Genomic DNA, 11,537 nt, shown 5'->3' with positions numbered 1-11,537 from the left:
GGCGCATTGAAATCTTGTTGAAATTCGCGCGTTTTACCCCTTGCACCCCGCCTGCAGGTCACGTTAAACACCCCCTCAATGGACAGGTGGCCGAGTGGTCGAAGGCGCACGCCTGGAAAGTGTGTAGGCGGGAGACCGTCTCCAGGGTTCGAATCCCTGTCTGTCCGCCATACCCCCCTTACGATATATTCCGCCTCTACGGTGATCGGTTTCGATGCCCCGAACGGGTCGTCAGATGCCCGTTGGTTCGGGCGCGTCAATGACCGGTTACCTGAGCCTTTTCGCGGTCGCCTTTCTTGCAGCGACGATTCTACCGATGCAATCCGAAGCGGTGCTGGTCGGGCTGATGATCCATGGCCAGCACGGGGTTCTGGGGTTGCTGGCGGTTGCCACGGTGGGCAATGTCTTGGGGTCGGTGGTGAATTGGGGGCTGGGGCACGCGGTGCTGCGGTTCCAGCACAAGCGCTGGTTTCCTGCATCCCCGTCGCAAATGGCGCGGGCCGAGATGTGGTATGCGCGCTATGGCCGCTGGTCGCTGCTGGTCAGCTGGTTTCCGGTTGTTGGCGATGCGCTGACCGTCACCGCAGGGGTGCTAAGAGAGCCGCTTTGGTCCTTCGTCGCAATCGTCGGCATCGGCAAAGCATTGCGCTATGGGGTGCTGGCCTGGGTAACGCTCGTGTGGATCGGCTGAGCGAAAGAGACCGAATAGCGCGTTGTCTTGAAACGAAAAAAGCGCCCGAGGGCGCTTTGTTTCCGTGGTCGTCCTCTGGCGCTTAGCCGCCCCAGTTACGCACCTGACCGCAATCCATATGCACGAAGTTAGAGCCGGAATAGCGACCAACACCGCCACCGTTACAGGCAATCGCCGCACGTGCCATCTGGTTCACCGAACGCGATGCCAGACGCAGGTCAGCCGCCTGACCACGCATATGGAGGGAGTTCTTGGCCACACCGCGCGATCTGGAACGCAGCATCGCGTTGGTCTGCGGGCTGCGGTAGCCGGATAGAAGCATATAGGGCTCGGACACATCCAGAAGGTTATGCGACGCGGCCATAATGTCCACGGTGCGCAGGTCCATCGATTTGACGCCATCGGTACGCCAGTCACGCATGAAATAGTTCAGCTCGGATACGGCATCTTTGATGTAGTTGCCTTCGATCCAATAGATCATGTCGATGCGTTCGCCGGTCCGGCCGGAATACATCTTGATGCGACGAATATCGCCGGCCCCACGCAAAAATCCTGCTGCGTTTGCGAAGGTCGGTGCCGCTGCTACGGCTGTCGCTGCGAATGCGCCCAATACGGAGCGCCGGGTCATGCCCGAAGTGCTCTTACCAGTCATTGATTGTATGTCCCGTCTTCTGCCTTTGGTTCCATGATGTTACACGGAGTTTTCCATCGATCCCCAGATGCAACAATTTATGGCATAGCGCGATTCTTGAACCAAGTGCTGAATCGAAAAGGTTCCATCCATCAACAAATTTAGGCGAATTTTTGCGCAACCCTTAGTTGGTTGTTCATATTTGCCACAGGGGCGATGCCGATAAGCATCAATTTATCCTTAGTTTTCAGTTCACGGGCATTGTTATTGGACAAGAGCATAGGGTTCCCTGCCTATCTAGGAAATCCAAAGCTCACCGATTTCGGGGGAATCAATGACTCGTATTTTAAGCATTCAATCGCGGAAATTTCGCCGCATGGCAGGTTTTCTGGGGGCGGCTGCCACCGCTCTGACACTCTTTACCGCGCCGCAGCCCGCTTTTGCGCAGGTGACCGCGTTCAAACAGGCCGTTGCCGAAGCCGCCGCGCGGGATGAGGATATCGCCGCCTACTACCGGACCCACGGCTATGCACCGATCTGGACCGAAGCGACAGAGACACAGCGCGCCCGACGTGCCGCACTTATGTCAGCGATCCGCGCGGCTGATTTGCACGGGCTGCCCGTCGCACGCTATGACCCTCAAGGGCTGATGGAAAAGCTCAAAAACGCGCAGACCCCGCGGGATCGCGGGCTGGCCGAGGTCGAGATGACGCGCGTTTTCCTGCAATACGCCCGTGATCTGCAAACCGGTGTGCTGGTGCCGTCGCGCATTGATCCGTCCATCGTGCGCGAAGTGCCATACCGCGACCGTCAGACCTATATCACCGATTTCATCTCCTCCGATCCCACACCGTTCCTGCGCAATCTGCGCCCGCGGACGATGGAGTATAACGCCCTTATGCGTGAAAAGCTGCGGATGGAGCATTTGCTGACCCAAGGCGGTTGGGGCCCCGCGGTGCCTGCATCCTCGCTCAAGCCTGGGGCGCAAGGCACGCAAGTGGTCGCGCTGCGCAACCGGTTGATGTCGATGGGGTATCTGAAACGGTCCAACGTGATGACCTATGACGCCACTTTGCAAGAGGCGGTGCGCAGCTTTCAAAAAGATCACGGTCTGAATGAGGACGGCGTTGCCGGCTCCGGCACCATGGCCGAGATCAACAAGAGCGTCGAGACGCGGCTGCAATCCGTCATCGTCGCGATGGAGCGTGAACGCTGGCTGAACAAGGAACGCGGCGCACGTCACGTGCTGGTCAATATCCCCGCCTTCACCACGTCCGTTGTCGACAACGGGCAGGTCACCTTCGAGACACGCTCGGTCGTGGGGGCGAACCAATCGGACCGTCTGACGCCTGAATTCTCGGATGTGATGGAATATATCGTCATCAACCCGACGTGGACGGTGCCGCGGTCGATCGTGACCAAGGAATATCTGCCCTCAATGCAGCGCAACCCCAATGCCGCGGGTCATATTGATCTGATCGATAATCGTGGCCGGATCATCAGCCGTGGGTCTGTGAACTTTAGCCGTTATACAGCGCGCACCTTCCCCTATGGCATGCGCCAAAAGCCGGGGCGGACCAATGCGCTTGGGTTGGTGAAGTTCATTTTCCCCAACAAATACAACATCTACCTGCACGACACGCCCTCCAAGAGCCTGTTTGACCGCGACGTTCGTGCCTTTAGCCACGGCTGCGTGCGGCTCGCCGATCCGTTTGATTTCGCCTATACGCTGCTGGCCCCGCAAGCGGCTGATCCTGTCGCCTATTTCAAACGGCAACTGGCCACAGGCCGCGAGACTTTCGTCCATCTGGATACCGAAGTGCCGGTCCACATCATCTACCGCACCGCCTTCACCACACCGCGCGGCCATACGCAGTATCGCGCCGACATCTATGGTCGCGATGGCCGTATCTGGGATGCGCTAAGCAAGGCGGGGGTGGCATTGGGCGCGGTTCAGGGTTAACTCGTCCCTGACAAGGGGAGACCGCACATGACCTACACCATCCAACAGATCGCCGACGCGCTTGGCTTGCCAGCGGTCGGCGATACCTCCATTTCGATTGCCAAACTGGCAGAGCCGGCAGACGCGGGCCCCGACGATCTCGCGCTCGCCATGAGCCCCAAATACGCACAATCGCTGTCTGACGGATCGGCCCGCGCGGCCATGCTCTGGCCCGATGCCGATTGGCAAGAGATGGGGTTGAACGCCGCCATCTTGCCGGACCGTCCGCGCTTTGCCATGTCGGGACTGACCCGCATGATGGATCCGGGGCAGGGGTTCGGGGCTGGCATCCACCCCTCCGCCGTTATTGATGAGACTGCCGAACTGGCCGAGCACGTCTCTGTCGGGCCATTGGCGATTGTGGCGGCGGGCGCGAAAATCGGCGCTGGTTCTGTCATCGGGCCGCAGTGCTACATTGGGACAGGCGCGGTTCTGGGTAAGAACGCCTATCTGCGCGATCACGTCAGCATCGGCGCGCGGGTGCGCATCGGCGATGATTTCATCGCACAACCGGGCGCGCGGATCGGTGGCGACGGGTTTTCGTTCGTGACGGCCGAGCCCAGCACAGTGGAACAGACACGCAAGACCCTTGGTGATCGCGGCGACACAAAAGCGCAACAATGGACCCGTATTCACACCCTTGGAAGTGTGACCATCGGGAACGACGTGGAATGCGGTATGAACTGCACGGTTGACAGCGGCACCATTCGCAACACCGTGATTGGCGACGGCAGCAAGCTCGATAACCTCGTGCATCTGGGGCATAACGTTGTGGTCGGCAAAAACTGTCTGCTGTGCGGGCAGGTCGGTATCGCCGGTTCCGTGACCATCGGCGACAACGTGGTGCTGGGGGGACAGGTGGGCGTCAGCGACAATATCACCATCGGCGACGGAGTGATCGCAGGCGGCGGCACCAAGATCCTGTCCAACGCGCCCGCGGGCCGTTCGTTGCTGGGCTATCCCGCGACGGAAATGGGCAAGCAGATCGAAGGCTACAAAGCGCTGCGCCGTTTGCCGCGCTTGCTTCGCGATGTGGCGGCGTTAAAATCCCAGATGGGCACCTCCAAAGACAGTGAGACAAGCTAGGGCCGATCCATGGCCCGTTCTGACGGAGACTTAGGATGAACATCAAAGATCAGGTCATCAGCATTATCGCCGATCAAGCGTTTCTGACGCCATCGGATGTCACCATGAACAGCACGCTCGAAAGCCTTGGCATCGACAGCATGGGCATCGTCGAAAGCATCTTCGCGATTGAAGAGACATTCGACGTATCGGTGCCGTTCAACGCGAACCAGCCGGATGCTACGGGGTTCGATATCTCTAGCGTGGCCAGCATTGTCGCAGGGGTGGAACGGCTGCGCGCCGAGCAGGCCTGACGCGTGAAACGTGTCGTGATTACGGGGGCGGGCACGGTCAATCCGCTGGGATTGAACGTGCCCGAAACGCTTGCGGCCATGCGCAACGGAGTGTGTGGAATCGGGCCGCTTGATTTCCGCGACGTGGATCGGCTGTCGATCAAGATCGGCGGTCAGGTCCACGGGTTTGACGGCGAAAGCCAGTATAACCGCCAGAAGATCGCGCTTTATGACCGGTTCACCCAGTTCACCCTTGCCGCCGCGGCGGAGGCGATCCGCCAATCGGGGCTAGAGTTCAAAGGAGAGCTCTCGGCGAAATCCGGCGTGGTGCTTGGCACGGCGGGCGGCGGGGTCAGCACATGGGACGATAACTACCGTGCGGTCTATGCCGAAGGGAAGAACCGCGTGCATCCCTTTGTGGTGCCGCGCCTGATGAACAACGCCGCCGCCAGCCATGTGAGCATGGAACATCACCTCAAGGGGCCATCCTTCACCGTTTCAACCGCCTGCGCGTCCTCGAACCACGCGATGGCGCAGGCATTTTCGATGATCCGCAGCGGGATGGCACCGGCGATGGTCACGGGCGGATCTGAATCCATGATGTGCTTTGGCGGGGTCAAGGCGTGGGAAGGGCTGCGCGTGATGTCGCGCGACGCCTGCCGCCCGTTCTCGGCCAATCGCAATGGGATGGTGCAGGGCGAAGGCGCAGGCATTTTCGTGTTCGAAGAGTATGACCACGCCCGCGCCCGCGGGGCCGATATCCTGTGCGAAGTATCGGGCTTTGCCATGTCCTCTGACGCGTCGGACATTGTGATGCCGTCCAAGGCGGGTGCTGCTCGCGCGATCAAAGGCGCCTTGGACGACGCCCGGATCAATCCGGAGGAGGTGGGCTATATCAACGCCCATGGCACGGGCACGGCAGCCAATGATAAAACCGAATGTGCGGCGGTGGCGGATGTGTTCGGCACCCATGCAGACAGGCTGATGATCAGCTCGACCAAATCGATGCATGGGCATCTGATCGGCGGCACCGGCGCGGTAGAGCTTTTGGCCTGCATCATGGCCCTGCGCGACGGGGTGATCGCCCCCACCATCGGCTACGAAGAGCCCGACCCCGACTGCGCCTTGGATGTTGTGCCCAATGTGGCCCGCGATGCGCGGGTTACGGTGGCGCTGTCCAACGCCTTTGCCTTTGGCGGCATGAACGCGGTACTGGCGCTGCGCGCGATCTGACGGCTGCGATACCGCCCATGAAAAAGCCGCCCACGTCAAACGGGGCGGCTTTGTTGTCTCAACGGCCCGAGGGCCAAACATTTGCTTACCGGTCTTCAACAACCGAAGATTTGTCGAAGCTTGCGGTGAACCCGTCCAGCGACAGCGACAGTTCTACCTTCTGGTCAGGCGCCAGCGCGGGCACGATGGTGATCACGGCCTCTTTCCCGCGTTTGAACGCGGCGACATCGGCTTCGGTCAGGCCCATGCGGACGTAGCAACCAACGGGGTTACAGAAAGCGAAAGGATAGCGGCGCGCTTTGCCACCATCGACGGTCAGCGTCAGCTGCGAGGGCAGGGCCGTTTCCAAGGGCACAACCACAGTGGCACCGGCTGTCGCCTTACCGCCCGCTGGCAGGCGGAACAACGAGAATTCGGCGACAGGCGCGCCTTGGCCATCATCCATCAGCTGGTACATCTGGCAGGGGTCGACCTCTTCTTCGGTCTTGATGCAGCGCATCTCCCAGGCACCGATCACCTCTTTGGTGTAGGGCTTGCCCAGGGTCGGCTCCCCGTCGGCATCTTCACCAAGGCTCAGCTGCGACTGTACGTCGGTGCTGCTGCCGGTGGTGGTGTTTTCTTCCGTCGCGGGTGCCGCTTCAGCGGTCGGCTCCGCCGTTTCCGGGGCGTCTGTTGCTGCGGGTGTTTCCGTGGCTGCAGTCTGTGCGTAACCGGAAACGGGCATAGTCAGAGCCATCGCCGCGCAGAGAGGGAGAAGTGTGATATACTTTTTCATGCTCGTTCCAAATCAGTTAAATTCGACGCCATCTACCATGCGCCAAAGCGAATGTCAGGACGATAGCGCTGAAACTGTCGTGATTTAAGGCAAAATTTCGCCTAATTGGAACATGGATATGAGCAACTTTTGGTAAAAGACGAAGCCGTAAATAGAAAAAAGGACGCCAAGCGTCCTTTTCCCTGTTCTTCGTTCTCCCCGTCGGACTTGGCCGACTTATTGAAAGCACGTTACGAAAGCATTCGTGAACCGTCAACAGAAAATATTACAGCGGTTTCAAGCGCGTAAATCCGACCTCAAATGTAAAAAGGGCCGCACCCGAAGGCGCGGCCAAGTCTGACAGGGAGGAAGTGCCGCCAGCACGAAAAGGACATCACGACCGGCGACAAAATCACTATGGTGTGAAAAGGTTAAGTTTGTATGCTCGCCCTGCACTTTGGCTGCAGGTTATTGGCCCAAAAGGAATTAAATACGTGACAAATGATATCTTCATCGGCGGCGGTGGCGAAGACTACGCGACGAAACAGTTTCTCAACATCGGCTATGCCAACCGTCATGGATTGGTCGCGGGGGCCACAGGCACAGGCAAAACCGTCACGCTGCAAATCCTGGCCGAAGGGTTTTCCGCCGCAGGGGTTCCGGTATTTCTGTCCGACGTCAAAGGCGATCTGTCAGGTCTGGCGCAGGCAGGCTCTACCAGCCACAAGCTGCACACCCCTTTTTCAGAGCGCGCCCAGACCATCGGCTTTGACGATTTCGACTACAGCGCCTTTCCGGTCACCTTCTGGGATATGTTCGGCAAACAGGGGCATCCGGTGCGGACGACAATCTCGGAAATGGGGCCCTTGCTGCTGGCGCAGCTTCTCGATCTGACGGAGGCCCAGGAAGGTATCCTTAACATCGCCTTCCGCGTCGCTGACGAAGACGGGCTTCCGCTGCTGGACCTCAAGGATCTGCAGGCGCTGCTGGTCTGGATCGGGGAAAACGCTTCAACCCTGGCACTGCGCTACGGCAATGTGTCGTCGGCGTCGGTCGGCGCGATCCAGCGGCGCTTGCTGGTGCTGGAAAACCAAGGCGCGGCGGATCTCTTCGGAGAACCTGCGCTGGCGCTCACCGACCTGATGCGCACAGACACGGACGGGCGCGGTTTTATCAATATCCTCGCGGCCGACCAACTGATGCAGTCGCCCAAGCTCTACGCGACCTTCCTGCTGTGGTTGCTGTCAGAACTCTTCGAGGAACTGCCCGAGGTCGGCGACCCCGATAAACCCAAACTGGTGTTCTTCTTCGACGAGGCGCATCTGCTGTTTGACGACGCCCCCAAAGCGCTGGTCGACAAGGTTGAACAGGTGGCGCGGCTGATCCGCTCCAAGGGCGTGGGCGTGTATTTCATCACACAGAACCCCGCAGACGTGCCCGAAGATATCCTTGGCCAATTGGGCAACCGCATCCAGCACGCCTTGCGCGCCTTCACCGCGCGTGATCGCAAGGCGCTGCGCCTTGCCGCCGAAACCTACCGCGAGAACCCGCGTTTTGAGACCGAAGACGCGATCCGCGATGTGGGCGTGGGCGAGGCGGTGACCTCCATGCTGCAGAAAAAAGGGATCCCCGGCATCGTGGAACGCACCCTGATCCGACCCCCATCCTCGCAGCTTGGTCCGATCGATCCGGCCACCCGCGCCGCCCTGATGGCGCAAAGCCCGATGGCGGGGAAATACGACACCCGCCTTGATCGCGCCTCCGCGTTCGAAATGCTGGCCAAACGCGCCGAAGACGCCGCGAAAGAGGCAGCACAGGCCGAGGAACAAGCCGAGGCCGAAGACACATCCCCCGCCTTGCGCGAATTCAATGCAGCGCGGCGCTATGCGGGCAAACGGGTCACGCGCTCGACCTCGAAACGCACGACCAAAAGCGACGACAGCTTTGGCGGTGCCATCGCGAGTGTGGTGATCAAGGAGTTGAAAGGCACAACCGGCCGGCGCATCGTGCGCGGAATCTTGGGCGGGTTGTTCAAAGGACGCTGAACGCGCTTCCAAATGGCAATAAATCCTCGCCGAAGGCTGGCCTTATCCCGCAAGGGATAAGGCCTTTTCTTTTACTTCTCGGGGATCAACCCGCGCGGGCTGAACCGCAATACCAGCAGCAAGACCGCCCCCATCGTCATCAACCGCATATGGGCCGCGGATTCGATCAGGTGGTCTTTCAGCCAATAGCCGTCGGACATGCCTGCGGTGACCAATTGCATCAGCCACAGCCCCATGGGTTCAACCATCACCCAAAGGTACCACATCAAAAAGCCCCCCAGCACGGCCCCCAGATTGTTGCCGGACCCGCCAACGATCACCATGACCCAGATCAGGAAGGTGAAGCGCAGCGGCTGGTAGGATCCGGGCGTCAACTGGCTGTCCAGCGTGGTCATCATCGCGCCGGCAATCCCGCAGATGGCAGAGCCGAGGATGAACACCTGTAAATGCCGTGCGGTCACGTCCTTGCCCATGGCTTCGGCCGCGACCTCGTTGTCGCGGATCGCGCGCAGCATGCGGCCCCAGGGCGAATTCAGCGCCCGCTGGCTTAGCCACATCAGCACCAAGAGCACCACGGCGAACAGACACACATACAGGAATTTCACCCAAAGCGTCGATGCCTCTACCGGGTTCAGTCCGAAGCCGGCCGCCTGTTCGACAAAGCCCGCGTTATTTTGCAGGTCGATCTCATAGGGGACGGGACGCGGGATGCCAATGACGTTCTTGACGCCCCGCGACAGCCAGTCTTCGTTCTTGAGCACGGCGATGATGATCTCGGCGATGCCCAGGGTCGCGATCGCTAGGTAATCCGACCGCAGCCCAAGCGCGGTTTTCCCGATCAGCCAGGCCGCTCCGGCTGCAAACAGCCCGCCCACGGGCCAGGCGATGATCACCGGCAGGCCAAGCCCGCCAAGATAGCCGGTGGTCGCGGGGTTCACGGCCTCGACCGCGCTTACAGACGGGTCGAGCAGGGCGCGGAAGATAAAGAACCCTGCCACCAGCACCACCAGAACAACCAGCGTGCGCAGCCATCCCTTGGCCATGCGTTTCATCACCTGAACCGCCAGAATGATCGTCGCGGCCCCCATCAGCAGGGCGGTGAGGATTCCCCAGCCCCCCGCGGACCATGCGCCTTGCGTGGGGGGCATGCCGATCAGCACAGCGGCCAGACCGCCAAGGGCGACAAACCCCATGATGCCCACGTTGAACAGCCCCGCAAAGCCCCATTGCAGGTTCACGCCAAGTGCCATGATGCTGGAGATCAGCCCCATCGCGATGATCAGCAGCGCCGCGTTCCAGCTTTGCGCAAGCCCGGTCAGTACGATCAGCAGCGCGACAATGGCGAAAAGAGCGGTGTTTTTCAGTGTCTCGTTCATACCGATTGCCCCTTGAACAGACCTGTGGGTTTGAACAGCAGCACGATCAACAAGATCACGAAGCTGACGGCGAATTTATAGTCGGTGGACAAAAGCTGCACCAAGCCGTCGGGGGCCATCCCCTCGGGTGCGAGGTAGCCAAAGACCTTTTTCCACGCATAGGTGATCGTCACCTCGGAGAATGCGATAACAAAGCCCCCCGCGATGGCCCCGATCGGGCTGCCAAGACCGCCCACGATCGCGGCGGCAAAGATCGGCAGCAGCAGTTGGAAATAGGTGAAGGGTTTAAAGGACTTGTCCAAGCCGTACAGCACGCCGGCGGTGGTCGCCAGACAGGCCACAATGATCCAGGTGATCATGACCACGCGTTCAGGGTTAATGCCCGACAGCAGCGCCAGATCCTCGTTGTCAGAGTAGGCGCGCATGGATTTGCCCGAGCGTGTCTTGTTCAGGAACCAGAACAATGCGGCAACCACGATGACAGCCGTCACCACGGTCAGCCCTTGGGTCGTTTTGATCGCCAGACCTTCCTCAAGCCCCGTCATCTCTTTGAAGTCGCGGGCCGAGATGATGAAGCGTTCACCATCCAGAAACCGTTGATCCTCTGCGCCGATGATAAAGCGGGTGATGCCGTTGTAGACGAATGTCACCCCCAGCGAGACGATGACAAAGATCACCGGCTTGGCCTTCTTTTCGCGGTAGAAACTATAGACAAGCTTGTCCGTGCCAAGCAGCAACCCGATGGTGATGATGATCGCGAATGGCAGCGCCAGCAGGGCAGTCGGCAGGACCCCCAGGCTCAGCCCTAGCGACTGGAAACCCCAGGTGATCAGCACGGCGGACATCGCGCCAAGCGCCATTGTGTCGCCATGGGCAAAGTTCGAGAACCGCAAGATCCCATAGACCAGGGTCACCCCAAGCGCACCAAGCGCCAGTTGCGACCCATAGGCGATGCCCGGAACCAGCACATAGTTGGCCAAGGCGATGAAAGCGTTGAGTAAATCCATTATTTGCATGTCCCTAGATAGCTGATGACAATCGGCCCATCAGCGTAATGCACGGTATAACGGGAGGCCCCGTCGGCGGCGATGCTCAGCAGGTGGCGAGCATCAAACCCACCCCCCGTCAGGGACAGCGCCTTGACCTGTTTCGTGCCAGTCATGTCGACGGTTTCGGCGTCGCTGACCATTTGTGATTGAACCGTCAGCGCATCGGCAGAGGCTCCGCCTGCGTTGCCGGTGATGTCGGGGGTGAACTCTGTCTCGGTGCAGGGTTCGTTCTCCACACATTCCCAAGTAAAGCGGCAGGCGATCGCAATCGTCTGCTGGAACGGCTCTGCGGGGGCCGTAGCGGCTGCGGCGGTCGGGGCTGTTGCTGCGGTCGTGGCAACGCTGTCTTGCGCCAAGGCTGGCGCCGTGGTTGCCAATAGGGCCATCGGAAGGGTCCA

The 11,537-nt window shown here is 60.0% G+C and carries 11 protein-coding genes and 1 tRNA gene; 7 read left to right on the top strand and 5 right to left on the bottom strand.

The window, feature by feature from the left end; all coding sequences use genetic code 11:
• Nucleotides 1-80: 80 nt before the first annotated feature.
• A tRNA-Ser gene (locus AB1495_RS14170) sits at nt 81-170 on the top strand.
• A gap of 65 nt (nt 171-235) precedes the next feature.
• Nucleotides 236-691, top strand: a complete 456-nt coding sequence (locus AB1495_RS14165) for a YqaA family protein (protein WP_244268836.1) — start codon at nt 236-238, stop codon at nt 689-691.
• Between the two features lie 82 nt (nt 692-773).
• On the opposite strand, the gene AB1495_RS14160 is transcribed toward AB1495_RS14165, so the two are convergent.
• A complete protein-coding gene (locus tag AB1495_RS14160) occupies nt 774-1,343 on the bottom strand; it encodes a DUF882 domain-containing protein (RefSeq protein WP_037944325.1) in 570 nt (189 codons plus the stop codon).
• Nucleotides 1,344-1,698: 355 nt separating this feature from the next.
• On the opposite strand from AB1495_RS14160, the gene AB1495_RS14155 reads away from it, so the two are divergent.
• The 4 genes from AB1495_RS14155 to AB1495_RS14140 are packed head-to-tail and all read left to right on the top strand — an operon-like array spanning nt 1,699 to nt 5,915.
• On the top strand, nt 1,699-3,285 hold the full coding sequence (locus tag AB1495_RS14155) for a murein L,D-transpeptidase (protein WP_074634879.1): 1,587 nt from the start codon (nt 1,699-1,701) through the stop codon (nt 3,283-3,285).
• 27 nt (nt 3,286-3,312) lie between these two features.
• Entirely contained in the window at nt 3,313-4,410 is a 1,098-nt protein-coding gene (gene lpxD, locus AB1495_RS14150) for a UDP-3-O-(3-hydroxymyristoyl)glucosamine N-acyltransferase (protein ID WP_074634880.1), read from the top strand.
• 35 nt (nt 4,411-4,445) lie between these two features.
• Nucleotides 4,446-4,703: an acyl carrier protein gene (locus AB1495_RS14145; protein WP_009824672.1), complete on the top strand. Its 258-nt coding sequence runs from the start codon at nt 4,446-4,448 to the stop codon at nt 4,701-4,703.
• Nucleotides 4,704-4,706: 3 nt separating this feature from the next.
• A complete protein-coding gene (locus AB1495_RS14140) occupies nt 4,707-5,915 on the top strand; it encodes a beta-ketoacyl synthase (protein ID WP_074634881.1) in 1,209 nt (402 codons plus the stop codon).
• An 85-nt stretch (nt 5,916-6,000) separates the two neighbouring features.
• Here the strand turns inward: AB1495_RS14140 and AB1495_RS14135 are convergent, their stop codons facing one another.
• Entirely contained in the window at nt 6,001-6,639 is a 639-nt protein-coding gene (locus tag AB1495_RS14135) for an invasion associated locus B family protein (protein WP_235208529.1), read from the bottom strand.
• 524 nt (nt 6,640-7,163) lie between these two features.
• Between AB1495_RS14135 and AB1495_RS14130 the strand changes: the two genes are divergently transcribed.
• On the top strand, nt 7,164-8,714 hold the full coding sequence (locus AB1495_RS14130) for a helicase HerA-like domain-containing protein (protein WP_074634882.1): 1,551 nt from the start codon (nt 7,164-7,166) through the stop codon (nt 8,712-8,714).
• A gap of 71 nt (nt 8,715-8,785) precedes the next feature.
• Here AB1495_RS14130 and AB1495_RS14125 read toward each other — a convergent pair whose 3' ends face one another.
• From AB1495_RS14125 to AB1495_RS14115, 3 genes are read right to left on the bottom strand one after another with little or no spacing between them, the layout of a single operon-like run.
• Complete coding sequence (locus AB1495_RS14125) at nt 8,786-10,090, bottom strand: branched-chain amino acid ABC transporter permease (RefSeq protein ID WP_005853637.1); 1,305 nt, start codon at nt 10,088-10,090, stop codon at nt 8,786-8,788.
• On the bottom strand, nt 10,087-11,097 hold the full coding sequence (locus AB1495_RS14120) for a branched-chain amino acid ABC transporter permease (RefSeq protein ID WP_005853635.1): 1,011 nt from the start codon (nt 11,095-11,097) through the stop codon (nt 10,087-10,089). The genes AB1495_RS14125 and AB1495_RS14120 overlap by 4 nt, the downstream gene beginning before the upstream one ends.
• A complete protein-coding gene (locus tag AB1495_RS14115) occupies nt 11,097-11,525 on the bottom strand; it encodes a hypothetical protein (protein WP_037964480.1) in 429 nt (142 codons plus the stop codon). The genes AB1495_RS14120 and AB1495_RS14115 overlap by 1 nt, the downstream gene beginning before the upstream one ends.
• Between the last annotated feature and the right edge of the window lie 12 nt (nt 11,526-11,537).

The organism is Sulfitobacter pontiacus (assembly GCF_040790665.1).
GTDB classification, from domain to species: domain Bacteria; phylum Pseudomonadota; class Alphaproteobacteria; order Rhodobacterales; family Rhodobacteraceae; genus Sulfitobacter; species Sulfitobacter pontiacus.
The sequence above is the reverse complement of the archived record's forward strand: the minus strand, read 5'-3'. Positions and strand labels throughout refer to the sequence as shown.